The following is a 24,633-nucleotide window of genomic DNA, read 5'->3' on the forward strand; positions in this document are numbered from 1 at the left end:
CGGAGGCGGGAGTCTCCGGGGCTTTCTTGTTTTGGGGCAGGTCGTCTGGGACGGTCCTGGGGCGGCGTCCTCCCAGTGGGCCTTGTCTCGGCTTGACCGGCATAGGTTTACAAACAATAATGAAATGATCATTGTTGTAAACCAGTCTGCCCGGGAGGTGCGATGATTGGAAACCGACTGAAGAGGGCACGTGAGGCGCTTGGCCTGTCCTTGCGCGACCTCGAAGCGGCGATCGAGGGTCTGGTGTCCGCACAAGCCATCGGCAAATACGAGCGAGACGAGATGATGCCGAGTTCCACCGTACTTCTTGCCATGGCGAAGGCGCTGCGCGTCTCCCCCTGAATTCCTGCTCAGCGAGCGGAAGATCGAGCTGACCGGCGTCGACTTTCGCAAGGCACCCCATACCGCAGCACGAGAAGAGCGCGCTGTCGAGGCCGCGGTACTGGACCAGGTCGAGCGCTACCTCGAGCTCGAAGAACTGCTGGCGGCAGACGAAGGCACCTGGTCTCCGCCACGCAGCGCCCCGTTCGCCATTGGTGAAGTCGAAGACGCCGAACTGGCCGCGGAGGCGCTGCGACGCCTCTGGTCGCTGGGAACCGACCCGATCCCTGCGATGACCGAATTGCTCGAAGACATGGGCATCAAAGTGATCGCGCTCGATCTGCCTCAGTGCGTCTCGGGCTCCAAGGCGTTCGTCCAGCAAAGCGGGCAGTGCGCCGTCCCCGTGATCGTCATCAACAAGAACCACAACGGCGAACGTCAACGGTTCACGCTGGCGCACGAGCTTGGGCATCTGGTGCTCCGCTTCACGGAAATGAGCGACGCAGAGCAGGAAAAGGCGGCGGACCGTTTTGCCGGCGCCTTGCTGATGCCGAAGGAAATGATGACCCGGCTATTGGGTGGCCATCGCACGTCCATTTCGATCGGCGAACTGGTGGAGCTGAAGAAGATTTTCCAGGTCAGCGTTGCGTCGCTGGCGGTACGGTGCTCGCAGCTTGGCGTGATATCGAAGGCCGCCCACGGCCGCCTGTGGGGACAAATTCGCGCAATGGGCTGGAACAGCCCCGGATCCAATGAACCTCACAAGCTCCCCCGCCGAAGTGCCGCAACGCATGGAGCGCATGTGCCTGCGAGCCGTCGCAGAGCAGGCCATTTCGGAAGCGAAAGGGGCTGAGCTGCTCAATATCAGCGTCCGCGAACTGGATCGCCGCTTGATGGGGCACATCCACTGATTCGCCATGATCGTCCTCGTTTCGGATACGTCTGTTCTGATCGATTTGGAACGAGGGGGGATTGCTCGAAGCCGCCTTTTTGTGCGGCTTGACGATGGTCGTGCCTGATCTGCTCTACGAGCGGGAGCTCGAAGCGGAAAACGGGCCGCTCTTGCGAAAGCTCGGGCTTGGAGTGGTTGCGCTGACGCCCGATGAAGTGGCATTCGCCCAGCGAGTGAGAACCGAACGGCGAAAGTTGTCACTGGCGGATTGCTTTGCGCTGAGCTACGCCACACGGCCGAACCACGTCCTCGTCACGGGAGACGGGGAGTTGCGGGCCGAGGCCATATCGAGGCTCGGAAAGGTGTATGGGCTTCTTTGGCTGCTCGATCAGATGGCTTCTTCAGGGGCATTGTCGAACTCGCAGCTTCATGAAGGATTGTCTCGGATAGCTGCGCATCCGCGGTGTCGGTTGCCGCAAGCGGAGGTCAGAAGTCGATTGAGCGCTTGGGCGCCGGCGTAGCTTGGTCGATGTAAAGCTGAGATGGCGGGTCTGGTACGCCTGGCAGCGAGACTAGTACCCAACGACGGAGGGGTACAGAAATGAGGCGCTGTGGTCGATAGCCGGGAGCGTTCCTGTTGCGCGTTGACCGGCTGCGCGTCCGTCGACATGGCTAGCAAGGAGCAGTCCGACCAAGCCAAACAGTTCAGCGCCCCGAGCGCAGGCAACTCTGGTCTTTATGTCTACCGCAATAGCTTCGTCGGCAAGGCGCTGAAGAAGGACATTTGGGTAGATGGCAGGTGCCTGGGCGAGAGCGCATCGGACGTGTTTTTCTACACGCAGGTCGAAGGCGGCAAGAAGCACAAGATCAAAACGGAATCGGAATTCTCGCCCAATGCCCTGGAAGTGGCCATGGAAGCCGGCAAGAACTACTTTGTCCGCCAGTTCATCAAGCTCGGCGCTTTCGTTGGCGGAGCTGATCTCGATTTGATCCCCGAGGAGCAAGGCAAGGCCGACGTCGCTAAACTTGAAATGGCAAAGCCGGGCACCTGCGGCCAGTAAGACGCCTGATTTGGCGGTCGGCCTACGCGCCGGCGAGCGTATTGTCCGAGCGCGCTGCCTCAAGCAATTCCCCGAACGCCCCCTTACGCCACCTCTTCGCACGGTGCAACGAGGGCCGTACACCTACGGCGGTTGGGTGCAAATATTCCCTGCCGAAAATACAATCCATACGCCTTCTCAAAAGGCGAACAAATACAGAACGAATAAAAGCAGACCTCGGGGGGGTCATCTATGCGTGTTCTTGTTCCATTGCTGTTGGCCACGGCTTTGGGCTTTGCCGGTTGCGCGCAAACGCCTGAAGAACAGTTGGCGCCGCGGTCGTCCACGGTGCGCCTGTGCGACGGGAATGCCTGCACCGAACAGGATCGACGCGTAGCGACCGCGCAGCTCGCCTCGAACGAAGCCGATCCGCGCATGCAGGCATTGGCCAACGTGGCCGAGAAGAATCCGGATGCCGCCTACGACCTGGGCCTGCGGCTGCTGCGTGGCGACGGGGTGAAGCGCGACAGCTATCAAGCCTTGGAATGGCTGCGCAAGGCCGGCGACAACGGTCATACGCAAGCGCAACTGGCGCTTGGTCGAATTTATCTGATGGGCTTTGAGGAAATGGGTTCGGACCCTGCCGAAGCCGAGGCTTGGCTGATGCGAGCCGCAGCCAAGGGCAGCAAGGAAGCCAAGGATTTGATTCCGCAGGCCCAGGCTGCCAAGAAAGACGAACAGAGCGCGTACCGGGTTCGCGAGGCCTACCGTACCTCCTGGGTCGCCTGGTACAGCAGCTATCCGTATTACTGGGTATGGGGCCCTTCCGGCTGGTATCACCGCTAAGCCTTCCCACCCGGATTTTTTCGTCAATTTCCTCGACAGGAACGCCCTATCATGCCCAAGAATATTTCCTTGCGCGCGGCCGCATTGGCCGCGTCCCTCGTTCTCGCTGGCTGCGCCACGGCCGGCGGCGGTCTGATCAGCACCGGCACCGCGCCCACCGCTGCCACCGGCGCCGCGGGTGGCGCCACCAGCGTGAACGCCAATGCTTCGCTGGAGCGCTGCGACGCGCCGCTGGGCACGCTGGCGGTGGACGATGGCCGGGGCAAGGAGTGGTACGCGAGCTTTGGCGCGGCCACCAAGGTCACCAGCATCGAGCCGCTGATCCGGCTGGCCGTGCAGCAGTCGAACTGCTTCGTGATCACGTCGATCGGCAACAATCGCACCGAAAGCAAGCTGTCGAACATCACCGACAAGCAGCGCAATTCCGGTGAATTCCGCGCAGGCTCCCGCCAGCAGAAAGGGCAGCGCGTCGCGGCCGACTACTACATGGAGCCGGCCATCATCATCGACAACGACTCCACCGGCCAACTGGCGGCCGGTGTGGGCAGCCTGTTCGGCAGCGTCGGAGCCCTTGTCGGCGGCGCCATGCAAAGCAAGGCATCGGTCGTGACGCTGACCATGTTCGACATCCGCTCGGGCGTGCAGGTGTCCATCTCGGAAGGCAACTCGACGGCCACCAACTTCGGCGCGGCCCTCGGCGCCTTTGGCGGCAACACGGCCGGCGGCCTGGGCGGTTTCTCTCGCACGCCGGAAGGCAAGGCCACCGTCGCCGCATTCATGGACGCGTACAACAACATGGTGATCTCGCTGCGCAACTACAAGGCGCAGGAGGTCAAGGGTGGGTTGGGACGTGGTGGGCGGTTGAAGGTCGGTTCGTAAGTTCCTTCCGCGATCTCCCGCGTTTGCCGTTGTTCGCTGTCGGTCAGAAACCTGTGGATCGATAGCGCGGGGGATCGGTCCTTCATTACGGCCCGTGGGAGATTTGTCCCTTGCTCTCGTAGCGTTCGCCCTTGGCCGTTGAATTCCGCTGTTGATTCTCGGCTCCCGTGCCGATAACCAGTGGATGAAACGAAAGTCCGCACCTGGCTTGAAAGCACGTTCGCGGCTGGCCTGGCTGTTGGGCGCCGCGGTCGTCGCTTTATCGGCGACGGGGCATCGCATGGCCTTCGCGACCGACGTGGGCGGCGCGAAAGCAACCATCGTGAGCTGGTCACTCCTTCAGAAGTTGAAGGATGTTTGCCCCGGCGCTCCGGATCAGCATTGGCGGTTGCAGCGCCTTGCCACTGCCATCGGTTCATCAGTCCCGTTCGATGCCATGCAGTATGCCGCCGATCTGCGAGCAATCCCCCGCACGAACGAAAGCGCCTTGCCGAACGGCGATAGTCAAATCACCGTCCCGGCGCAAACGGCGCATTAAGATTGAATTGCCCGACAGCCATGCCGCCGACAGGCGGCACGGCTACGACGATGTCGGCGCCGATACGCCATTGTTGTGCCGCCTCGATGCCACGCCTTACCTGGTCCTGTGACATATCGAAGGAGAGCCCTTTCGCTTCCTCTGCGGCAAGGGCGTAGCCCCGTGCCTTGGCCAGGCTCATCCATGCATACGCACGTACCGGGTCGACGGCGACATGTTTGCCTTCCCGATAGGCCTTGGCCAACCAGTACTGCCCTTCAGGATTGCCAGCGATGGCGGACTGCGTCAGCCAATGCAGCCCCTTGACATCATCACGGCCCAGCGGCTCCCCCCACAAGTACAGGCGTCCCAGCAGCATTTGGCCGTCCGGATCGCCGGCGTTGGCGGCGCGCATTAACCACGCCGCGCCTTCCGTGACGTTCTTCGGCGTGCCGCGACCGGCGAGATACAGGCGGGCGGCCATTACTTGCGATGGCGGATCTCCCGCCTCCGCAGCCTTCAAATACCAGGCAAAGGCGGCGGCTTCGTCCTTCTTCACGCCTTTGCCGTTCAGGTGCATCCAGCCCAGCCCCTGCCAGCCAGCGATGACACCGGCCTCGGCGGCTTTTCGGTACATCTGCGCGGCACGTTCGCCATTGGGTTTGCCGTCTACGCTGCCTTGCGCGTACAAATTCCCGAGATCGACGAATGCCGTCACATCACCCGCGTCTGCACCCTTCTGCAGCCATTGCGCAGCGCGCTCTTCGTCCTTGGCAACGCCGAGGCCTTTGGCGAACAGGCGGCCAATCGCCGTCATTGAGGGGGGAAAGAGAATGGCGAGCCGCACGGCGATACCACGTCATGGCCAGCAGGTAGTCGGTCTCAACACCACGGCCGGTTTCATAGGCGACGCCCAGTGCGTATTCCGCCGCCGACAGGTTTTTCTTCGCGGCTTCGCGGTAGAGGGCAACAGCCCGCGCGCTGTCTTGCGGAACACCGTTGCCGGCGTCATACATCCAACCCAGCAGATACGCGCCGAACGCATTCCCCTGGTCAGCGGCTGACTGAATCCAGTGCAATGCCCGTACAGGGTCGCGCGGCACGCCCGCGCCGTGCAGATACCTCTGGCCAAGATAGGCCTGTGCCCAGGCGTCGCCTTGCTCGGCATACTTTCGCAGAACGGGCCCGGACTTCTCGTAGGCTTCCTGGCGTGGGTCAATCACCGTCATCATGCCGGCCAACATGATGGCGGCCTCGCGATTGCCCGTGCTTGCCGCATGCTCCATCATCCTGCGGCCCGTGACCGGATCGCGCGGCAGCGTACCGAAGCCTGTCATCATCATCCAGCCAAGACGCGCCTCGGCACGAGGGTCGCCGGCGCTGGCCAATCTGCGTAGCTCTGCCAAGCCTGCCTCGTACTGCTCTGCGTCAAACGCGCGGTCGGCGTCTTCGACGGAGGCGTGGGCGGGACTCACGAAGTGCAGCAGGATTGCGATCCAGATGGCGCGCCTAGACTTCTCCAGCATGGCGTATCGCTCCGTCAGATGGCCCAGCGCTCGCGCTTGCGTGACTGCCGCGGTGACGAGCACATTCCCAGAAGGCCGACGCCGGCCATCAGCGGCACCACCACCCACGAGCTGTGTACCGCAGGTGCGACGTAGTAGGAGTAGCCGGCGCCCAGCGTGCCGGTACGCGCGTAAGGAGCGTATCCAAGCAGAACAAGAAAGGTGGCAAGTCCCTCGATGACCAGGAACATGCCCGCGTGCCAGAGTCTTTCGCCCTTGCGTGTGCATACCGTGCAGGCGATCGGCAGGGCCAGCATCGCCAACGTCAGCCAACCGCGCCAGACTCCGGGCGACACCTCGGCAAGCCAGCCCGTGTTGGTCAGCCGGGCCACGTACATGGCGTAGTATCCGGCGGCAGCCAATACCCACATGGCATGGCCCGCACGTCCGCGCAACGATGAGTCGGTTTGCCGTGTCGCAATGTCCGACAGGTATCGGCTGGCAGCCGGACTGAGCAGCAGGGCCGACGCCACGAGCGGCAGCAGGATTCCGCTGAGGGCCAGTGGCAAGGGTGCAAGAGCAAGCATTGCGAGGATCCACAGTACTGCTCCGCCGACGTACGCCCAGCGGCCGGCCCGCATACCACGGCGCAGCGCCAACATGGCTGCAAAGGCGATGCACGACCATATGGCCGCCGCCAGCCAAAGGGCGATGCGTGACGATGAATAAGTCTGGGTGATTTCATCCCAGGAGGTGCTACGGTCCAAGGACCACGCCACGGCATGAATGATCGCGAACCCGGATTGCAATAGTGTCAGGCCGATCAGGACGCGTATGGTCGTATGGCGCTCCACGATGTCAGTGCTTCTATGGTGCATTTGCTGGTTGATAGCCGTCGATTTGGGTCGCTTCACCGCAACGCTCCCGGGCTGGCCACGGTCTTGGTGTCGTCCGGCGGCGTTTCTGCACTTGTACCTGTGCCTGTGCCGCGAGGAAACTCAGTCGCCTGGCCGTGGTTGCGTACGTCGGTACGCATCCTTGGATCGAGCACCAGGGCTTTTTCTCGTTCTGCGACCAACCGCAACCTGTCGCGCAGTAGCACTTGGCCGATCGCCGTGTCATGCAGAGTGGATTGCGGCCATATCAGCTTTCCAATGCAGGCCGCGATCTGGCGATCGAAGCTTTCGCCGAGCTTCACGTCCTGGAACGACGTACCGGTGCCAAACGCCACATAGATTCTCGAGATCTCTTCGCACACTTGGGGACTGGGGGCTTTGCCGACGAGCTCGGGTAGCGTAACCGGAAGCTCGCTGCTGGTCGCGAGACGAAGCGGTACCGGGGGCGGCGGGTGTGATGGTTCGCCGTTGAGATGTCCTATCCCTTTAATCAGCAGGATCAATGCAGTCATCAGCGCCCAGCCATGCCAGTAGGAGATGACGGGTCGCTTTCGGGCGAGGATGGGTCTTCCCCGTTGGCGGGGTGGAAGGGCAGCATGTAGTTCGCGCCAACGCGGCAGGTTATTGAGATCGGTAACGATGCCAAGCCAGGTCGGAAAATTGGCATACAGGTCTTCCAGCAACCAGTAAGACGATCTCAACTCCCGAGCGTCGGGTGCCGATGGGCTGCGCAGACGCGCAATCAGCAATTCCCGTTGGCGGCGGGTTCTTGGCTTCAGGCGGTCGAACATGGCGCGCTCCTGCAGCGCCCGGTCGATCTGGAACCCGACTTCCCCCAGATCGTAAAGGTGGCGACGATCCTCATCCCATCGGAATACGTCAGTCACGGCGACAAACAGCGCTTCGTGGCCGGGTTTCCATCCCTGGATCAGCAAGCAGGCGAAACCGTGCTCCAGGATGTTCCTGGCGACCATGTTTACCAGCGCGTCACCCGCCATGGTTTCCTCGAGCATGGCCCGTACGGCCTCGACGTCGGAAACTGTTTGCCGATTCGCGGTTGCGGCGCCGAATGCCTCGGTAAACCGGGTAAAGGCATCGGAGGCAAGCACCCTTGCTTCGTCGTCAGATCGGCGATCGTCCTTTGACGCGCGATGAACCCATGGCGTCGGAAACACCATGTCCCAAGGCGCGTTCGCTGGCACCGGCTCGACGACCTGCGGGGCATCGCAAGTGCCATCGCTCGGCAAATCCGCTGCCGCATTCCGGTTATCGTCCCGTACCCAAGCCAAGGCTGCCTCGTAGGCGGACCTGAGCGCCTGGAAGCCCGCGGGGTCGGCGGCCTGATCGATCTTCTTGAGCTTTTGCGCATAAGCACGCCGGATCGCCCGTTCATCCGCCGTGGTATCGAGTTCGAGTTGTTGCAGGCAATAGGGCACCATCATCGTTGTCCCGTCCGTCAGCCTTGCGGCTCGGCCTGCGGCAACACGCGCAGTACGCGTTCCATATGATCGACAAGCTCGCCAAACGCCTGTCGAGCCGTCTCGACGCGACGCCGATCCTGCGATGCCAACGAAGCTTCGAACAAGCGGATCTCGGCACCGAACGATTCTCGCTCCTGCCCACGCACTTGCTGGTACACGCGTTCCGCACGCGCCAGCAGCGTGCGGTTCTCCACCCGATCGCGCGGATGGATCTTGAGTTCGGACAGGGCGGCAAACCTTGCCGAGATCTCCGCGTCCGACAGCAGGCCGGGATTTCCCTCGATGACGACCGTCACCGTATGCTGTGTCTTCTGAACCGTTGCTTCGACTTCCAGCAGGCCATTGACGTCATACGTAAAGCGCACGTCGACCGCACAATCCTTGCTGGGCAGATCCGGCAGCCGCACCTTCAAGGATCCCAGCAGGATGTTGTCGGCAACAAGCCGAGCCTCGCCCTGATAAATCTTGAGTTCAAGCTCACGCTGCCGATCCCTTATCGGGGAATAGGTCTTTACCCGACTGATCGGTACCGGGCTACTACGATCGATGATGGGATCGAAGTGCCCCTCGCTGAAGGAGCCATCGTAAAGGCGCATCGCCACCTCGACGCCAAGCGTGTACGGAGCGACGTCCGTCATCACGACATCCTCCAGCGCGGCGTCCTTCATGCTCAAGCCGGCTTGCACAGCGGCGCCGAGTGCCACAACCTCATCGGGATTGATGTCGCACTCGGGGGAAACGACCGAACATGCGCGCTACCAGGCGCCGGACCAGCGGCATGCGCGTAGCGCCGCCCGCCAGCACGACTTTATCTAGTTCGGTACCTCGCAGGTTTGCATCGCGTAGAACGCGCTCGATGGGAGCGCGCAGCCGCTGCAGCAAGGGCGCACATATCTGCTCCAAGGTCGGCTCATCCAGATCAAGCGAGTAGGACTGGTCCCCGTCCAGGACCTCGATCGTCGCCGTGGGTTTCTCCGACAGCGTCCGCTTTGCGGCTTCGGCATGTGCGATGAGGCGCTGCATGAATGCAGCGTCGGCTTTGAGACGGACGGGTGCCCCGGTTTGCTCAAAGAATCGATCGATCATGCAGGCGATGAAGTCCTCGCCGCCTAGGAAGTTGTCGCCGGCGGATGCCCTCACCTCCATGACACCCTCGAAGATCTCGAGCACCGAGACATCGAACGTGCCACCACCAAGATCGACGACAAGGAAGCGAGACTCTGCGTCGAGTTGGTGAATGCCATACGCCAGAGAGGCCGCGGTCGGTTCGTTCAACAGGCGATCGACCTTGAGTCCGGCCAATACACCCGCCGCTCGCGTGGCCTTGCGCTGCGCGTCGGAGAAGTATGCCGGGACCGTGATGATGGCCTCTGTGACGGGCTGGCCCAATGCGGCTTCCGCATCTTCCTTGAGCGAGCGGAGGACCAGTGCGGAGAGTTCTTCGGGACGGAACAGGCGTTTGCCGAGCCGGATCGTGCGTTCACTACCCATGTAGCGCTTGAAGACAGCAGCCGTCTTGTCTGGATGCGTCTGCAAGCGCTCGCGCGCTGCCTTTCCCACCAGGATCGTGCCGTCCTCATCGAGGCTCACGCATGACGGAGTCAAGTACTCGCCGAGGCCGTTCGGGATCAGGTGCGGCCGCCCGTCCTTCCAGGCAGCGGCGAGGCTATTCGTGGTCCCCAGATCAATCCCGATAATCATCCCGATCCCGACAAAAAAATATGAGGCGTTCCGGCCACCTTCCAGCGGCGCTCAATCGTTGTACTGTGATCCAGCGCGTCGCCAGCGCGAGATTGCGCGCGAAGAGATAACGGCAGATTTGTTGTTGAGATGAACCCTACAAAAGGAGGGGGCGTGCGCGGTATAACTCACCGCTACGTATCGCCGTTAGCTACAAGCGTCTTGATGTACTCCTCCAACCCCGTCCCACCCCTCATCGGTTCCTCCGCCAAATCGAACCCACTGTCCACACTGACCGCAGTCATCCGCGCATACGAATCGGCAGCGGCATCCGAAAACCCCAACCCCAAAAACGTCTCCTTCCACTTTTCCCGCGGCACGACTTCCAACTCGACGGGCCGACCAAGCGCCCGCGCGAAAGCCATCGCAACGTCTTGCGACGAATACCGACGCGGCCCTTCGACATAACGGACGCCAACGTCGTCGAGCGGGGACATCAATCTCGCCGCTGCCGCCTCTCCCAAATCGCGTGGCGCGGCCATGGGGATGGGTAGATCGGCAGGGAACATCGTCGGCAGCTTGCCAGTGCTGCGTACCGCATCGAGCAGCCAGTCCCAATTGCTCATGTAGTAAGCGGCCCGATTGATCGCGGCGGGAATCGATTGGCGGCGCAGTCCTTCTTCGAGTTCCCACAGGACGCTCAAGTCGCCGATGCGCTCGCCGGGCTGGGCGCCGCCTGTGGACTCGGCGACGACTTTCTCCAGGCCCGAGCCCTGAAGCGCGGCGAGGATGTTGGCCACCGTGTGCCGCTCGATCGCATCGGTGTCCTTGCTGGTATCGGCGGGCGGATTGAGCAGGAACGCTCGCCGTCCACGCTGAAACGCGGCGCGCAACGACCCCACGTCTTCCACGTCCGCCTCGATGATAGCGGCGCCTTTGTCGCGCCATTTGGCCGCGCGGGCGGCCGAGCGGGTCACGATGGTGACCGCCTGGCCGCGGGCGAGCAGCGCTTGCGCTGTCGCCGATCCAACATGTCCGGTACCGCCCATGATGATGTACATGTGCTTGCCTCCCGCGTCCCCTGAGCCGCTGTCAGGAATGGACGCATTAGTCATCGCTCATGCCGGAACCATATCAAAGACGGGCGCGGCGTTGGCAATTCCCCCTCGAAATGGCGGAAATGGCGTGAAATGGCGGCGATCACTGCCTGGCATTCCTCGGCACGGCTTTCCACATCACCACCCCGGCCGCCACCAGCAGTCCCGCCAATAGATACAACGCGTTATCCATGCTGCCGGTCTGGACCTTGACCTGCCCGATCACCCACGGGCTCACGATCCCGCTGGTAATGCCGACACTGCTGATGAACGCAAGTCCGGTTGCAGCGGTATGTCCGGGCAGATAGCTGCGCGGCAGCGACCAGAAGATCGGCAGCGCCGCGAAGATCAGCACCGCCGCCACCGACAGGACCGCCAGCATCGCGCCGAAATGCGGCAGCCGCAGGGTCAGCAGCGCGAGCGCCAGCGCACCGCCGCAGCAACACAGCAGGAAATGCTTGTGCCGCTCGCCGGTGCGGTCCGAATTCCGCGCAATCAGGATCAGGCCGACGGCGCCCACGGCATTAGGAATGACGCTATACAAGCTGATCGACACGACGTCGGTAATGCCGAAATCGCGGATCATCAGCGGCATCCAGAAATTCAGCGTCAACGAGCCGCAGGTCAGCGCGAAATAGATAAACGCAAACACATACAGCTTCGGATTGCGCAGCGCCTCGCGCAGGGCGCCGAGCGTATGGGCCGCGTGGCTGCCTTGCTCGCCTTCCAGTTGCCGTGCCAGCAGCGCCTTCTCGCGGGCGGTCAGCCATTTGGCATCGGCGGGGCTGTCGACCAGATACCAGGCGGCGATCAAACCGAGCAGCACGGCGGGCGCGCCTTCGATGGCGAACATCCATTGCCAGCCGAACAGGCCCATCACGCCGGCCATATCGCGCATGATCCAGCCAGATACCAATCCGCCCAATACGCCGGCAATCGCGACACCCGCGAAGAAGATGGCCATCACGGCCGCGCGCCGGTGCGCGGGGAACCAGTAGGTCATGTACAGCACGATGCCGGGGAAAAAGCCGGCCTCGAATACGCCGAGCAGGAAACGCAGCGTGTAGAACTGCGCCGGCGTGGAGACGAATGCCATTCCCACCGAGACGGCGCCCCACAGCAGCATGATCCGCGTGAAAGTCCGCTGGGCGCCGAAGCGGGCGAGCAGCATATTGCTTGGCACTTCGCACAGCACATAGCCGATATAGAACACCGCGGCGCCGAGTCCGTACATCGCATCGCTGAAGCCAAGGTCATGCTTCATCTGCAATTGCGCGAAGCCGATATTGATGCGGTCGAGGAAAGAGACGACGTAGCAGACGAACAGGAAGGGGACGATGCGCAACCAGATCTTCTGGTGCAGGGCGTCTTCTTCATGTGCGAGGGCGAGCGGGGGGCGTCGCGGTACCCGCGTGGAGTTGGGGCATGCTTTGTCTCCGTAAAGCAGGAAGGAGGAAAAAGAGGGGCGGATCGCACCGCCCTTAACGGGCCGGTGTCTTGCGCACCGTGGGCCCGGAGTGGATTCCGTGGTGTATCAATCGTTGGCGCGAGCGCGCCCTGAATTTCGTCGAATATTTCGCCGAGTATTTCGTCGAGAATTTCGTCGAATCAGGCCGCAGCGGTTTCGGCCTCGCGTGCCAGTTGCAGCGCCGACAGCAGCGTCTCGTGGTCGCCGATATGGTTGGCCAGCAGCAGGATCAGTCGGGCATTGGCCGCCTGGCTTTGCGCATCGTCCAGATCGCGGTGCATGTCGATCAGCGCTTCGTAGAAGTCGTCGGGACGGGCCAGATTGGGAGCGGTGATGAGGGGCATGGTGTCTCCAGGGTAAATCGTTGCCGCTTGCCGAGGGATCACGCCGCGAGCGCTTCGACGCAGGCCGATGTTCCCGGCGCCGCCGGCGCGGCCTCCGTCAGACGCTTGCCTTGGGCCCGAGCCATTGCCTCCATCACGCGTTCCGCATCCACGGCACGCCAACGAGCGCAGACATGCTGATCCGGACGAATCAGGTACGTGGTACCCGGTACCGCGTCGTAGCGTTGCGCGACTACGCCATCGCGATCGCATGCCACGGCCATGTCCGACGTCGTGGCAGCCCGATGACCGTCCGGTGCGACGAACAGCATCCGTGGCGCACCGGCCTGACCGCAAAGCGCCGCGACGTGCCTGGCGGACTCCGCATCGAGATCGTCGGGATGGCCGTAGACCAGCAAGCTGAATCCGCCATGCAGCTGCGACAGCAGCCAATCCTCGGCGCCATCGACAACGACCGGCGCATCGGCACATGGCGCCCCAGGGACCATGGCGCCGGCGAAGGCATCGGTGTCGGCCGTATTCAACGGCGACGAGGCCAGCACGCTCGGCACCGACAGGCGCCCGCTGTTCACCAGCGTCCGCGCAAACGGATGCTTTGCCGCCAGCGTCAGCACCGCATCGCGAAACACACGGCTTACCTGGCTCTTCGGTGTGATGAAGTCCGTGGAGCGTGTCGAATTGCAGATGTTCTCGTCCGCCGCGTATTCCCGCTCGCTGGCATAGGTGTCGAGCAGCGCGTCCGGTGCCTCGCCGCGCAGCACGTGCACCAGTTTCCAGGCCAGATTGTCCGCATCCTGCACACCGCTATTGGCGCCGCGCGCGCCGAAGGGCGACACGCCATGCGCGGAATCGCCGGCGAACAGCACGTTGCCATGCCGGAAGCTGTCCATGCGCAGGCAGGAAAAGGTATAGACGCTGACCCATTCGAGCTCGAACGTCGCTTCGGGGCCGAGCAGGGCCTGCACGCGGGGGAATCACACGTTCCGGCGATTTCTCCAACACCGGATCGGCGTCCCAGCCGAGCTGGAAATCGATGCGCCAGACGTTATCGGGCTGGCGATGCAGCAGCACCGACTGATTGGGATGGAAGGGCGGATCGAACCAGAACCAGCGCTCACTCGGAAAGCCCGCCTCCATCCGGATATCCGCGATCAGGAAGCGGTCCTTGAAGGTGCGGCCCTTGCTGTCCAGGCCGAGCAGATTGCGCATCGGGCTGCGCGAGCCGTCGGCGGCGACGACATAACGCGCCCGCACGGGATAGGTGCCATCGGGCGTTTCCACGGTCAGCGTGACGGTGGCATCCGCGCCGCCTTCATCGCGGCGCTCGATGCCGACCACCTTGTTCTTCCAGCGGATCTGCAGATTCGGCAGTTCGAGCGCGCGCTCGAGCAGGAAGCCCTCGACGTAGTACTGCTGCAGGTTGATGAAGGCCGGCCGCCGATGTCCGCTTTCCGGCAGCAGGTCGAACGCGTAGACCAATTGATCCCGCAGAAAGACCTTGCCGAGATTCCAGCGCACGCCCTTGTCGACCATGCGCTCGCCGCAGCCCAGCCGATCGAAGATCTCCAGCGTGCGCTTGGCAAAGCAGATCGCACGCGAGCCGGTCGACAGCGTGCAATCGTCGTCCAGCAGCACGACCTCGATGCCTTGCTGGGCCAGGTCGATCGCGGTGGCCAGGCCCACCGGCCCGGCACCCACCACCACGACCGGATGCACCGCGCCGGCCGCCGATTGCTCCGCGCAAGGCCGGTATTCGAAGGTCAATCGTTGATAGTCGACCGTCATCGTGTTGTCTCCTTCCACCATCCCGGATGCCGATCTCGCTGTGTCAGTCCTGCAGCGCGGCCCACATTTCCTTGTCGCGCTGGGCGGTCCAGATGCGCGGATGCGTGATGCCTGACGCCTCGTCATAGGCGCGCGTCACGTCGAAGGGCAGGCAGTGCTCGTAGATGAAGACGTGGCCGAACTTCGGGTCCATGCTCTTGCGGGTATGCGCCATCGCGGCCTTCAGATCCATCTTCTGAGCGACCGCTTCCTGGCCGGCGCGGTACAGCGTGGTGACGAAGTCCTTGGTGTAGGCGATGCCCTCGCGTACCTGCTGCGGCGTGGTCAGGGCCGGACCGCGCCCGGGGACGAGCTTCTCGGCGCCCAGCGCCTGCAGCGCGTCCAGCGTGGCGGGCCATTCGGCCAGCTGCGCGTCGCCGCAATAGCAGGCCGCCTCGTATTCGACCAGGTCGCCAGAGAACAGCACCTTCTGCGACGGCAGCCAGACCACGGTGTCGCCCTTGGTGTGGCCCGAGCCGAGATGCGCGATGCGGACTTCGAGCTTGCCGAGGAACAGCGTGATTTCCTTGTCGAACACCAGCGTCGGCCAGGTGAGGCCCGGCACGGTCTCGACGCCGGCGAACAGGCGCGGGAACCGCTCGATTTCCGACTTCATGTCCGCCTCGCCGCGCTCCACGATCATTTCGTAGGTGCCGCGGCTGGCGATGATCTGCTGCGCGCCCTCGGCGAAATACGCCGACGCGCCCAGCACGCGCACCGCGTGGTAGTGCGACAGCACGACGTACTTGATCGGCTTGTCGGTCACCGTGCGGATCCTGGCGATCAGGTCCTGCGCCATCGCGGGCGTCGCGGTGGTGTCGACGATCAGCACGCCGTCGTCGCCGATGATCACGCCCGAGTTCGGGTCGCCTTCGGCCGTGTAGGCGTAGGCGTTCTCGGACAGCTGGGTGAAGGTGACCTTTTTGGCTTCCAGGTCGGCTTGCGATGCGAATGCTTTGGCCATGCTTGCCTCGTCGTGGGTGACGGGGCGCGGCAGCGGGCGGCATTGCGCAGCGGCAATGCACAGGTACTGTCTCGCCCCTTCGTTATTGGATTGGCCGCGCGCTGCGATGCGCACGGCGTTGTCGGGGTAGACGGATGGTAGGAGGTCTCTTCGTGTTAGTCAATGGATAAATTATTGGCTAAAACATAAACAAAAGGATGACATGTCCCCGCGCGGCAAGCGCGGCACCGATGCGGCGTTGGATTAATATCCAGCCTTTCGGAGGGCGACGATGAGCGAGGCAGGGCAGGCGGGACAGGAGAAGACGCAGCGCGGCGTGCAGAGCGTCGATGTGGCGGGCCGCTTCCTGCTCGCGCTGGCGCAGGCGCGATCCCCGCTATCGGCGGCGGAGCTCGCCACGGCCGTGGGCATCGCCCCGGCTCAGGCCCATCCCTACCTCGTATCGCTGACGCGCCAGGGCTGGATCAAGCGCGATCACCTGGACGACCGCTTCGAACCGGGGCCGCTGGCGCTGCAACTGGCGCGGATGCGGCTGGAACTGGATCCCGGGCTGCATGCCGCGGTGCCGCTGGTCGCCGCGCTGACCGCGCAAACCGGCTGCAGCGTGGCCGTCAGCGTGCCGGGCCCGCAGGGTCCCACCATCGTGCGCTACGAACGCGGCAATGCGCCGCTGCACGTCAACCTGCATGTCGGCACCGTGATGTCGCTGGCGACCACCGCTACCGGCCGGATGTATTGCGCCTGCATGCCCGAGGCGCAATGGGTGCCGCTGTTCGACGCACTGCCGGCGCGTCCCAAACGCGCCGCGTTTCTGGCAGAGCTCGACGAGGTGCGCAGCCGCGGCATCGCACGCAGCATCGATATTCCGAGTCCCGGCGTCAGCAGCCTGTGCGTGCCGGTACGCGACGCGGCGGGCGCGCTCCGTCTGCTGCTCACGGCAATCGGCCCGACGGCGAACATCGACACCACGTGGCGAGGCGAACTGGCGCGCGCCCTGCAGGCAACCGCGGCGCAGATCGCCGAGTCGCTGCACGCGGAAGGCTGAGACATGACGAATGCCATCGGAACCACCGACGAGGCCACGGGCAAGCCGCAGCGCGGCATTCAGGCGCTCGATGCCAGCGCCCAGCTCATCGGTGCGCTGCTGCGGACAGGCGGTCCGCTCGCGCTGAGCGAACTGGCGCGCGGCGCGGGCATGGTGCCCGCCAAGGCGTTTCCGCACCTGGTCAGCCTGGTACGAGCCGGCTTGCTCGAGCGCGATGCCGATGGCCGCTTTCTGCCGGGGCCGCTGGCGCTGCAATTGGGACTGATCGCGTTGCAGCGCCTGTCGCCGGTGCGCGAGGCCGAGCCGGAAGTGCGCGGCCTTGCCGTGGATACCGGCCTCAGTGTCGCAATGGCCGTGCTCGGGCCGCTCGGCCCGACGGTCGTGCGGCTCGAAGAATCGGCGCGGCCGCAGCACGTCAGCCTGCGCGTCGGCACGGTGCTGTCGCTGGTGAATACCGCAATCGGCCGCGTGTTTGCAGCGCATCTGCCGGAAGACGTGCTCGGCGGAATGCTCCAGCAGGAAGCGGTGCGGATGGCAGGCGCATCGGCGAAGGACAGCGCGGCCGGCAAGAGCGCTTATGCCGCGAGGCTGGCCCGAATTCGCGCGCAAGGCATCGACGATGCGCGCGACATGCCGGTGCCCGGCATCCATACGTTGGCGGTGCCGGTGTTCGACCACACCGGTACGGTGGTGCTGGTGCTGGCGGCGATGGGGACGGCGGGGAGTTTCGATAGCGGGCACGACGGCAACGTCGCGCGCCAATTGGCCGGCGCGGCGCAACGGCTGTCGTGGCGGTTCGGCAGGCCGGCCCATCAGGACGGGGATCGGCACATCGAGGCATCGACGTAACGGCGTTATCGGTGTACCTGGGCATGCATCGGCGTGCATCGCAAGCAGCCACACCCGAGCGCTGGACCGCAATCCGTCATGCCGTGACAGGAGCGGAAAATCGGCGCCTCAAATTCGCGCCACCTCACTATAATCGCCAGCGGGTCAAGGGGAATCGGCGCGGCATGCCCTCGCCGCCAATTCGACGGGAACGCTTCGGCACGAGCCGCGGCACACAATAAAGAAGAACAATGCAGACAACTCAGGTCAGCCGCGCGGCTCGCCCGCGCCGGCATGCGATTGCGCTCGCCGTATCCATTCAAATGCTCGCACCACCGGCGGCATGGGCGCTCCCCCGCGGGCGGAAGGGGCGGCGAAGCCAGCTCATACGGACATACGATGCCGATCCGAGGCGGCCACGGCGGCATAAACGCGCCAGGTGGCGACGGTCTGGTCGATTTCAGTCCCGGCACCGGCGGTGGCGGCGGGGGGCAAGGCCAGGCCGGTGGCCGCGGAGGCCTCTCGGAGCTCCGTGCTGGCGACTGGGTCGACCCGATGGGCGGTAGCGGTGGTACTGCGCTGAGTCCCAATGGCGGTTGGGGTATGAGCGGCCACATCGCAAACGACGATCTGATGGAAATGGGCGATGGCGGCGGCGGCGGAGGAGGGGGCGCCGCGGCAAAGACCGTAATCGGCGACCACACCGAGAGTTCCGCCGGCTCACCCGTCTGGGTGTTCGGTGGAATGGGGGGCAACGGCGGCAGGGGCGGCGGCTATATCTCAGGCGGAGTCGTTTATTACACCGGCGGTGGCGGCGGCGGCGGGGCTGGCGGCGCTGCCATTCAGCATTCGGACGGCGGGACCATTCGGATTCGCGAGCAGGTCAACATTTCCGGCGGCCACGGCGGAGCCGGTGGCGAGGGTGGCGCCTTTCAACGACAGCCTGGCGTCACGGTCCGCGGCGGCGGCAACGGCGGTGGCGGCGGCAGCGGCATTTCCGCGAGCGGAGTCGCGCGCCTCGAAATCGAGCGTCAGGCGTCTGTGCTCGGTGGCAACGGAGGAGCCGGTGGAAAGGGTGCCGATATGGATCCGTACTCCCCCCGATTCCCCGTCCAGCGGCGGCGACGGTGGCGACGGTGGAACGGCAATCGAACTGTCGAACGCTGGCGGCGTCATTGTCAACGCCGGGACGATTCGCGGCGGGGGATGGCGGAGTCGGCGGCGCCGGCTCGGTCATGTACGGCAACACCGGTTTCGCGGGAGTCGCCGGGAGGGGCGGCTACGCGATCACCGGCAGCAATGTCAGCATCGTCAACAGCGGAGAAATCTCCGGTGGCATGGGACGGTTCGGCCGTTCCTACGCGATCCTGCTGAATACGGGCACCAATCGGCTCGAGTTGTGGAGCACGAGCGTGATCAACGGCAGCGTCCTCGCCGGTGGCATCAACAATGTGCTGGCACTCGGCGGCAGCACGGATCAATCGTTCAGCGCCTCGCAGATCGGCATCAGCTACGTCGGCTTCTCGCAGTTCGAAAAGACCGGTACATCGACCTGGACGCTCACCGGCAACACGCCCGTCACCACCCCATGGAGGATCCTCGGCGGCACGCTCAGCATCGCCAGCGATTCCAATCTCGGACAGGCGAGCGGCGGCCTGACACTGGACGGCGGAACGCTGCGTACCACGGCGTCGCTGACGACCGCACGCGCCACCACGATCGGCGGCAATGGCGGTACGTTCGCCGTCGACCCGGGCACGACACTGGCCCATAACGGCACGATTTCCGGGCCCGGCCAATTGACGAAGGACGGTGACGGCATGCTGGCGCTGACGGGCGCCAATACCTACGCAGGCGGCACCGTCGTCAACGGCGGCAGCCTGCAATCGACGGGCAATGCGCTCGGTACCGGACCGATTACCGTGAACGGCGGCACGTTGTCGTTGCTGCAGGGGTTCGACGCCGGCAATCGCGTGGTGCGCAATACCGGCGGCATGATCCTGATGTACGAGAACGCATCGCTCGCGCAGGCGACGGTGGAGAACCTGGGCGGCATCACCTACCTGAACCGCAACGGTACCGCCGCAGACGCCACCATCATCAACAGCGGCGGCACCATGTCGTTCCAGGAAGGGTCGACCGCCGGGAACAGCCTCGTCGTCACCAATGACGGCAGCCTGACGGAGTTCTGGGGCTGGAGCGATCCCGCCAATGCGACGCTGATTGCCAACGGCTCCGGCACGGTGGACTTCTCCGGCACGAGCGGCCCGGGTGCGAACCGGCGGTTGACGGCAGCGTCGATCGCCGGTTCCGGCCGTTTCCTGCTCGGGCGCAACCGCCTCACCGTGGGCGGCGACAACCGATCCACCGAGGTCGCCGGCACGATCGAAGACGACGGCGCGGGCGGAGGCACGGGCGGCGGCCTGACCAAGATCGGCACCGGCACGCTGCTGCTCAATGGGGCGAACACCTACACCGGCACGACAGAGATCAACGGCGGCAAGCTGGTGGTTGGGGATGCTTTGCATGCCAGCGCGCGCGTATCCGGGCCGGTCAACGTGAATACCGGCGCCACGCTAGGCGGTTTCGGCACGGTCGGCAGCACCGTGGTGGCCAATGGCGCGACCATTGCCCCGGGCAATTCCATCGGCACGCTGACGGTCGATGGCAATCTGCGGCTCGAGGCGGGCTCGACGTATCTGGTCGAAGCCGATCCCGGCTCGTCCGCCAGCGACCGTATCGCGGTCACCGGCACCGCGACACTGGGCGGCGCGGTCGTCCATATCGGTCCGGACGGGAATTTCGCCTCGACGCGCAGCTATACCATCCTGACGGCCGGCGCACTGCAGGGCAGCTTCGGCTCGGTGGCATCGAACTACGCGTTTCTCGATCCGACGCTGACATACGGCGCCAATGACGTCACGCTGCAATTGACGCGCAAGCAGGTCCCGGTCGATCCGCAGCCGCCGGAGCCGGGGCAGCCGCAGCCGCCGCAGCCGCCCGTTCAGCCCCAACCGCCCGTACAACCGGGGCAGCCTGTCGATCCCGGCCAACCCGGCCAACCCGGCCAACCCGGCCAACCCGGCCAACCCGGCCAGCCCGGTCCTACGAGACCGATCCGTTTCGCCGACGCGGCGATCACCGGCAACCAGGTTGCGGTGGCGAATGCGCTCGACAGCCTGCCCGCCAGCAATGCGCTGCATGAAGCGGTGCTGACGCTGCCGCAAGGCGCCCCACCCGCGGTATTCGACAGCCTGTCCGGCGAGGCCCATGCGAGTACCGCGACCGGCCTGATCACGCTGGCGGGCGCGGCACGAAGCCTGCCGCTGAGCCATCTGCGCGATAGCCTGTCGGCCGGACTGATGCCCGGCGCCTTGATCGCGCAGGTCGGCGGTCCGCTGCCCGCCGCCGCGCTGCCGGTATCGGCGGCGCAGCCGATTTGGGTCGACGTGGTCGGAAACTGGCAGACGCTGAACGGCGATGGCAACGGCGCTCGCGTGCGGCAGCAGACCGGTGGTTTCCATGTCGGTGCCGATGGCGATGTGGGCGCAGGGTGGCGCGTTGGCGGCGCGTTCGGCTATGCCAACAGCACGCTGCGCGTATCGGAGCGCGCCTCGCGCGCGATCACCGATTCGTTCAGCGGTACGCTGTACGGCGGCCGCGCGTTGGACATCGGCGGCGGCAAGCTGAACCTGCTGCTGGGTAGCGCATATAGCTGGCACGAGGTCGACACCGACCGGCAGGCCACGATCGGTACGAACGTGCAGGCATTGAGCGCCAGCTATTCGGCAAGCACTGCCCAGCTGTTCACCGAACTTGGCTATGCGATGCCGCTGTCCCGCACCGCGCATATCGAGCCGTATGCCGGCGTGGCATGGAGCGACACGCGCACGCGCGGCTTCGGCGAAACCGGCGGGTCGGCGGCGCTGCACAGCAGCGGCGACCGCAACACGCTGACCATGACGACGGTGGGCCTGCGTGCCGGCACCCGCTTCCAGCTCGGCAATGTCGAAGGCACGGTGCACGCCGGCGCCGGCTGGCGACACGCCTTCGGCGATGTGCTGCCGGCCACGACGCTGGCATTCGCCGGGGGCCAGACCTTTACCGTCACGGGCGCACCGATCGCGCGGAATGCGGGGCTGGCGGAATTGCGGGCGGATCTCGCGCTGTCGCGCGCGGCCACCTTCAGCGTGCGCTATGCGGGACAGTTCGGCGACGGCAATCGCGACCATACCGCTTCGGCGGGCCTGCGGTGGCGGTTCTGATGATCGATTGGAATGGTTCGGCGGGGCGTGGCTCCATGGTGATGCGCCAGCGGTAGACTGCCCGCATTCGACGACCCACAAAGGAGATGCGCCATGCCGCAACCGGTCCTCAACATCGCCGACGCCCAATACCTCGATTTCGCCGACCTGTCCCGCCAATACGGCTCCGAACTGCCCGCCGACCGCTACGGCGGGCGCATGGCGCCGATCGGTCGCATGCTGGGTGCGCAAAAACTCGGCTACAACCTGACGGTGATCGAGCCCGGCAAGCGCGTGTTCCCTTTCCACAGCCACCGTGCCAACGAGGAAATGTTCTTTATCGTCGAAGGCAGCGGCGAGGTGCGCATCGGCGAGTCGCGTCATCCGGTTCGTGCGGGCGACGTGATCTGCTGCCCGGCGGGCGGCCCGGAAACCGCGCATCAGATCGTCAATACCGGTACGCAGGAACTGAAAGTGCTGGCCGTCAGCACGATGACCGCGCCGGAGCTTTGCCACTATCCCGACTCGGGCAAGTTCGGCGTGCTCGATCACGGCAATGGGTTTGCCTATATCGGCCGCGCGGAAAGCAGCCTGGACTATTGGGAAGGGGAGTGAAGCACGGTTCGCCGGCCGCGACGCTGGCGAACCGCAGAGGCAGGAAGCGGTAAGCGGTACGCTTATCCCGCCAGCTTGATCAGCGCCGGCACCGTCAGCACCGCCGTGTAATACCCCATGAATTGCACGCCGGTGTTGAAGCCCAGCACGCGCGACAGCAGGCCGCCGATCGAGCCCAGCGTGACGATCACCAGCAGGCCAAGCAGCTGTCCTTCCCACACGCTGATCACCAGGATCAGGCCGACGAAGGTCGCGACGATGGCCTCGTGCGAAATGCGGCGCGATACGAACAGCGCGGCGCGGCGTGCGTAGTTCATCGCGAACGGATAGGACACGATCGCCGCCAGCAGCACCGCCAGCAGGCCGTAGCCGAGGAATTCCCAATGGCTCAGCGGGTTGTGCAGGTTGTGGGTCTGGCCGTTGCCGGCATCGACGGTGAACACGGGCGGGGCATTGAACAGGGGCGCGGCCGGACCGGCGGCCACCGGGCTCAGCGGCAGGCCGAAGGCGATCAGCGGAATCAGCGCCTCGGCGATATAGGTCGCCTCGGTGACGCCGTTGCGGGCGCTGAGCACCGTGGTCAGCCGATGATAGGCGTGCTTGATGCGCGAGCCGACCAGTTCGCCCAGCACCACGGTCATCGCGACCGGGCTGAACACGAAGGTTGCGCTCGAGATCGCGGCGGTCGCCACGGTCCAGCGGGTCTGCGTGCCGTCCATTACCTTCAACGGATTGGGGAAATAGCCGCTCCATCCCTTGACGTCAGGTGCCAGCGTAAACGTGCGGGCTTCCTTGCGCTGCATGCGCGGACGGTCGACCGGCGACAGCGTCGAGAACAGGTCCGCGATCAGCGGGCCGATCGCAATGCCGAGGAAATAGCTGATGCTCAGCTTGACGCCGAATTTCGCGGTCAGGGTCTGCAGCGCGACGATCACCACCACGAAGGGCACCAGCGTTGCCGCCGAGGCCCAGCGGCCCGGCGACGCGTAGGCGATCACCAGCGCGGCGGCCACGAAGATCCACGGCGCCGCCTTGGTGATCGTGGCGCCGAACGGGGCCAGCAGCACGGCGAATAGCACGGCCAGCGGCACCGCGCAGAACGCGGCGACGATGGCGCCGGAAATCATCTTGCGCAGCGCGATATGCGGCACGCCGAGATTGCGCAGATGGTTGGCGTCCTGCATCAGCGGCGTGGCCATGGTATCGCCGGGAATGCCGAGCAACGCGGTCGGCACCGCGTGCGTCATGTGCTTGGCGACCGCGCCGGCCAGGAAGAAGGTGAACACGCCGGCCGGCGGCACGCCGAGCAGCACGACCAGCAACGTCAGTGGCGCGAGCGTGGTGGTCTCGTCGGTGCCCGACACCAGGCCGATCGCCGCGAAGACGATGGCGCCGGCCAGGCCCATGCCCAGCGCGACGAGGATCTGCGTCAGCAGAGGGGTGGATTCGATCATGATGCGCTCCAGGCGGTGGCGGGTCAGGCGGCGTTGGGGCGAGCAGGAGCGGCGGCCGCGTCCGCATCCGGTATCGCGACGTCGGCGTGGCCGGCGGCCATCGCACCGCGTTCGCGCGCGGCAAACAGCTCGTAGAGCTGGAGTTCGCGCAGTTCCTGCACCGTGGCGGCGGGGAGGTCGGCCATGGTTCCGAGTCCACCGGATTCCTCGGCAAGACGGTCGAGCGCCTGCTCGCGTGCGGCGGCCGCGGTGGCGCTGCTCGCATCGCTTCCGCTGTCCTCGGTGACCACGCGCTTGGGTTTGAAGAGGCAGGCGCAGATGAAGCCGGCCAGCACGCAACCGGCCAGGCCGGCCAGCATCGCATAGGCGCGCGCGAGCTCCGGTGTGCGGACCAGTTCGGTCAGGATGCGGCTGGCAATGGCAAAGGCTGCGAGGCTCAGCGCGCCGCCGATGACGATGGCGCAGGCGAGATGGCGCGGATTGGCGGTATCGCCCCAGACTTCGACCAGCGGGCTGCCGGCGGGCTTGGGTTGTGGTTGCATGGTTGTCTCCTGTGTGGCGCCTCACTTGTCGCGGGCGCTTTTTCTTGGTGTAGCGAGAGGGGGGTGGTCGGCAGGTCGCTGCCCGCTCACTTAACCCCTTGCCCGCTCGCGGGAGAGAGGCCGGGGAGAGGGAAGTCTCCGCCGCCGGGGG

General features: G+C 64.8%; 22 protein-coding genes and 2 pseudogenes. 11 read left to right on the top strand and 13 right to left on the bottom strand.

All coding sequences use genetic code 11. The features are described from left to right. The first annotated feature begins 162 nt into the window (after positions 1-162). The 7 genes from OJJOAM_RS19545 (at position 163) to OJJOAM_RS19575 (ending at position 4,516) form a co-directional block, all read left to right on the top strand. Positions 163-342: a helix-turn-helix domain-containing protein gene (locus OJJOAM_RS19545; RefSeq protein WP_422650797.1), complete on the top strand. Its 180-nt coding sequence runs from the start codon at positions 163-165 to the stop codon at positions 340-342. Then, positions 308-1,174 carry an ImmA/IrrE family metallo-endopeptidase gene (locus OJJOAM_RS19550; protein WP_422650798.1) on the top strand — a complete coding sequence of 289 codons (867 nt, stop codon included), beginning with the start codon at positions 308-310 and terminating at the stop codon, positions 1,172-1,174. Before OJJOAM_RS19545 ends, OJJOAM_RS19550 begins: the two co-directional genes overlap by 35 nt. A 119-nt stretch (positions 1,175-1,293) precedes the next feature. Beyond that, positions 1,294-1,734 carry a hypothetical protein gene (locus OJJOAM_RS19555; protein WP_422650799.1) on the top strand — a complete coding sequence of 147 codons (441 nt, stop codon included), beginning with the start codon at positions 1,294-1,296 and terminating at the stop codon, positions 1,732-1,734. Positions 1,735-1,881: 147 nt separating this feature from the next. Then, positions 1,882-2,274 (top strand): DUF2846 domain-containing protein, encoded by a 393-nt coding sequence (locus OJJOAM_RS19560; protein ID WP_422650800.1) that lies wholly within the window; start codon positions 1,882-1,884, stop codon positions 2,272-2,274. A 231-nt stretch (positions 2,275-2,505) separates the two neighbouring features. Continuing rightward, positions 2,506-3,099: a tetratricopeptide repeat protein gene (locus OJJOAM_RS19565; RefSeq protein ID WP_422650801.1), complete on the top strand. Its 594-nt coding sequence runs from the start codon at positions 2,506-2,508 to the stop codon at positions 3,097-3,099. Positions 3,100-3,150: 51 nt separating this feature from the next. Further along, positions 3,151-3,978: a hypothetical protein gene (locus tag OJJOAM_RS19570; protein WP_422650802.1), complete on the top strand. Its 828-nt coding sequence runs from the start codon at positions 3,151-3,153 to the stop codon at positions 3,976-3,978. 184 nt (positions 3,979-4,162) lie between these two features. Next, entirely contained in the window at positions 4,163-4,516 is a 354-nt protein-coding gene (locus tag OJJOAM_RS19575; protein ID WP_422650803.1) for a hypothetical protein, read from the top strand. Here the strand turns inward: OJJOAM_RS19575 and OJJOAM_RS19580 are convergent. The 10 genes and pseudogenes from OJJOAM_RS19580 to OJJOAM_RS19625 form a co-directional block, all read right to left on the bottom strand. Further along, positions 4,488-5,312 carry a tetratricopeptide repeat protein gene (locus OJJOAM_RS19580; protein WP_422650804.1) on the bottom strand — a complete coding sequence of 275 codons (825 nt, stop codon included), beginning with the start codon at positions 5,310-5,312 and terminating at the stop codon, positions 4,488-4,490. The two genes, OJJOAM_RS19575 and OJJOAM_RS19580, sit on opposite strands and share 29 nt — an antisense overlap. Next, positions 5,215-6,021 carry a tetratricopeptide repeat protein gene (locus OJJOAM_RS19585; protein ID WP_422650805.1) on the bottom strand — a complete coding sequence of 269 codons (807 nt, stop codon included), beginning with the start codon at positions 6,019-6,021 and terminating at the stop codon, positions 5,215-5,217. Before OJJOAM_RS19585 ends, OJJOAM_RS19580 begins: the two co-directional genes overlap by 98 nt. Before the next feature lie 14 nt (positions 6,022-6,035). Beyond that, on the bottom strand, positions 6,036-6,914 hold the full coding sequence (locus OJJOAM_RS19590) for a hypothetical protein (RefSeq protein ID WP_422650806.1): 879 nt from the start codon (positions 6,912-6,914) through the stop codon (positions 6,036-6,038). Further along, positions 6,911-8,338 (bottom strand): hypothetical protein, encoded by a 1,428-nt coding sequence (locus OJJOAM_RS19595; RefSeq protein WP_422650807.1) that lies wholly within the window; start codon positions 8,336-8,338, stop codon positions 6,911-6,913. The genes OJJOAM_RS19590 and OJJOAM_RS19595 overlap by 4 nt, the downstream gene beginning before the upstream one ends. A gap of 14 nt (positions 8,339-8,352) precedes the next feature. After that, positions 8,353-10,078: pseudogene (locus OJJOAM_RS19600) on the bottom strand (Hsp70 family protein). Between the two features lie 173 nt (positions 10,079-10,251). After that, entirely contained in the window at positions 10,252-11,118 is an 867-nt protein-coding gene (locus OJJOAM_RS19605) for an NmrA family NAD(P)-binding protein (protein ID WP_422650808.1), read from the bottom strand. 139 nt (positions 11,119-11,257) lie between these two features. After that, on the bottom strand, positions 11,258-12,517 hold the full coding sequence (locus OJJOAM_RS19610) for an MFS transporter (RefSeq protein WP_422650976.1): 1,260 nt from the start codon (positions 12,515-12,517) through the stop codon (positions 11,258-11,260). A gap of 245 nt (positions 12,518-12,762) precedes the next feature. Beyond that, entirely contained in the window at positions 12,763-12,966 is a 204-nt protein-coding gene (locus OJJOAM_RS19615; RefSeq protein ID WP_150082883.1) for a DUF2783 domain-containing protein, read from the bottom strand. 38 nt (positions 12,967-13,004) lie between these two features. Beyond that, a pseudogene (locus OJJOAM_RS19620) lies at positions 13,005-14,751 on the bottom strand (FAD-dependent oxidoreductase). A 43-nt stretch (positions 14,752-14,794) separates the two neighbouring features. Next, positions 14,795-15,754 (bottom strand): MBL fold metallo-hydrolase, encoded by a 960-nt coding sequence (locus OJJOAM_RS19625; RefSeq protein WP_422650809.1) that lies wholly within the window; start codon positions 15,752-15,754, stop codon positions 14,795-14,797. A gap of 271 nt (positions 15,755-16,025) precedes the next feature. On the opposite strand from OJJOAM_RS19625, the gene OJJOAM_RS19630 reads away from it, so the two are divergent. Together OJJOAM_RS19630 and OJJOAM_RS19635 are read left to right on the top strand one after the other, a co-directional pair. Continuing rightward, positions 16,026-16,799: an IclR family transcriptional regulator gene (locus OJJOAM_RS19630; RefSeq protein WP_422650810.1), complete on the top strand. Its 774-nt coding sequence runs from the start codon at positions 16,026-16,028 to the stop codon at positions 16,797-16,799. A gap of 3 nt (positions 16,800-16,802) precedes the next feature. Then, positions 16,803-17,648: an IclR family transcriptional regulator gene (locus tag OJJOAM_RS19635; RefSeq protein ID WP_422650811.1), complete on the top strand. Its 846-nt coding sequence runs from the start codon at positions 16,803-16,805 to the stop codon at positions 17,646-17,648. 759 nt (positions 17,649-18,407) lie between these two features. Here the strand turns inward: OJJOAM_RS19635 and OJJOAM_RS19640 are convergent. After that, a complete protein-coding gene (locus OJJOAM_RS19640) occupies positions 18,408-18,803 on the bottom strand; it encodes a hypothetical protein (protein ID WP_422650812.1) in 396 nt (131 codons plus the stop codon). Between the two features lie 59 nt (positions 18,804-18,862). On the opposite strand from OJJOAM_RS19640, the gene OJJOAM_RS19645 reads away from it, so the two are divergent. Next, on the top strand, positions 18,863-21,892 hold the full coding sequence (locus OJJOAM_RS19645) for an autotransporter outer membrane beta-barrel domain-containing protein (protein WP_422650813.1): 3,030 nt from the start codon (positions 18,863-18,865) through the stop codon (positions 21,890-21,892). A gap of 93 nt (positions 21,893-21,985) precedes the next feature. After that, positions 21,986-22,486 carry a cupin domain-containing protein gene (locus OJJOAM_RS19650; RefSeq protein ID WP_422650814.1) on the top strand — a complete coding sequence of 167 codons (501 nt, stop codon included), beginning with the start codon at positions 21,986-21,988 and terminating at the stop codon, positions 22,484-22,486. A 62-nt stretch (positions 22,487-22,548) separates the two neighbouring features. On the opposite strand, the gene OJJOAM_RS19655 is transcribed toward OJJOAM_RS19650, so the two are convergent. Both OJJOAM_RS19655 and OJJOAM_RS19660 read right to left on the bottom strand, forming a co-directional pair. Continuing rightward, positions 22,549-23,940: a tripartite tricarboxylate transporter permease gene (locus OJJOAM_RS19655; RefSeq protein WP_422650815.1), complete on the bottom strand. Its 1,392-nt coding sequence runs from the start codon at positions 23,938-23,940 to the stop codon at positions 22,549-22,551. A 23-nt stretch (positions 23,941-23,963) separates the two neighbouring features. Then, positions 23,964-24,482 carry a hypothetical protein gene (locus OJJOAM_RS19660; protein WP_422650816.1) on the bottom strand — a complete coding sequence of 173 codons (519 nt, stop codon included), beginning with the start codon at positions 24,480-24,482 and terminating at the stop codon, positions 23,964-23,966. Positions 24,483-24,633 lie beyond the last annotated feature (151 nt).

Origin of the sequence: Cupriavidus sp. H18C1, assembly GCF_049311595.1 — a bacterium.
GTDB lineage: Bacteria > Pseudomonadota > Gammaproteobacteria > Burkholderiales > Burkholderiaceae > Cupriavidus > Cupriavidus cauae.

What these genes read in the sequence shown, in the direction of transcription:
- OJJOAM_RS19605 (WP_422650808.1), bottom strand. Translation starts at nt 11,118, where the DNA reads ATGTACATCATCATGGGCGGTACCGGACATGTTGGATCGGCGACAGCG.
- OJJOAM_RS19655 (WP_422650815.1), bottom strand. Translation starts at nt 23,940, where the DNA reads ATGATCGAATCCACCCCTCTGCTGACGCAGATCCTCGTCGCGCTGGGC.
- OJJOAM_RS19660 (WP_422650816.1), bottom strand. Translation starts at nt 24,482, where the DNA reads ATGCAACCACAACCCAAGCCCGCCGGCAGCCCGCTGGTCGAAGTCTGG.
- OJJOAM_RS19650 (WP_422650814.1), top strand. Translation starts at nt 21,986, where the DNA reads ATGCCGCAACCGGTCCTCAACATCGCCGACGCCCAATACCTCGATTTC.
- OJJOAM_RS19615 (WP_150082883.1), bottom strand. Translation starts at nt 12,966, where the DNA reads ATGCCCCTCATCACCGCTCCCAATCTGGCCCGTCCCGACGACTTCTAC.
- OJJOAM_RS19560 (WP_422650800.1), top strand. Translation starts at nt 1,882, where the DNA reads ATGGCTAGCAAGGAGCAGTCCGACCAAGCCAAACAGTTCAGCGCCCCG.
- OJJOAM_RS19570 (WP_422650802.1), top strand. Translation starts at nt 3,151, where the DNA reads ATGCCCAAGAATATTTCCTTGCGCGCGGCCGCATTGGCCGCGTCCCTC.
- OJJOAM_RS19645 (WP_422650813.1), top strand. Translation starts at nt 18,863, where the DNA reads ATGTACGGCAACACCGGTTTCGCGGGAGTCGCCGGGAGGGGCGGCTAC.
- OJJOAM_RS19640 (WP_422650812.1), bottom strand. Translation starts at nt 18,803, where the DNA reads ATGACGCCGCCAGCGTTCGACAGTTCGATTGCCGTTCCACCGTCGCCA.
- OJJOAM_RS19580 (WP_422650804.1), bottom strand. Translation starts at nt 5,312, where the DNA reads ATGACGGCGATTGGCCGCCTGTTCGCCAAAGGCCTCGGCGTTGCCAAG.
- OJJOAM_RS19545 (WP_422650797.1), top strand. Translation starts at nt 163, where the DNA reads ATGATTGGAAACCGACTGAAGAGGGCACGTGAGGCGCTTGGCCTGTCC.
- OJJOAM_RS19565 (WP_422650801.1), top strand. Translation starts at nt 2,506, where the DNA reads ATGCGTGTTCTTGTTCCATTGCTGTTGGCCACGGCTTTGGGCTTTGCC.
- OJJOAM_RS19575 (WP_422650803.1), top strand. Translation starts at nt 4,163, where the DNA reads ATGAAACGAAAGTCCGCACCTGGCTTGAAAGCACGTTCGCGGCTGGCC.
- OJJOAM_RS19625 (WP_422650809.1), bottom strand. Translation starts at nt 15,754, where the DNA reads ATGGCCAAAGCATTCGCATCGCAAGCCGACCTGGAAGCCAAAAAGGTC.
- OJJOAM_RS19595 (WP_422650807.1), bottom strand. Translation starts at nt 8,338, where the DNA reads ATGATGGTGCCCTATTGCCTGCAACAACTCGAACTCGATACCACGGCG.
- OJJOAM_RS19635 (WP_422650811.1), top strand. Translation starts at nt 16,803, where the DNA reads ATGACGAATGCCATCGGAACCACCGACGAGGCCACGGGCAAGCCGCAG.
- OJJOAM_RS19630 (WP_422650810.1), top strand. Translation starts at nt 16,026, where the DNA reads ATGAGCGAGGCAGGGCAGGCGGGACAGGAGAAGACGCAGCGCGGCGTG.
- OJJOAM_RS19585 (WP_422650805.1), bottom strand. Translation starts at nt 6,021, where the DNA reads ATGCTGGAGAAGTCTAGGCGCGCCATCTGGATCGCAATCCTGCTGCAC.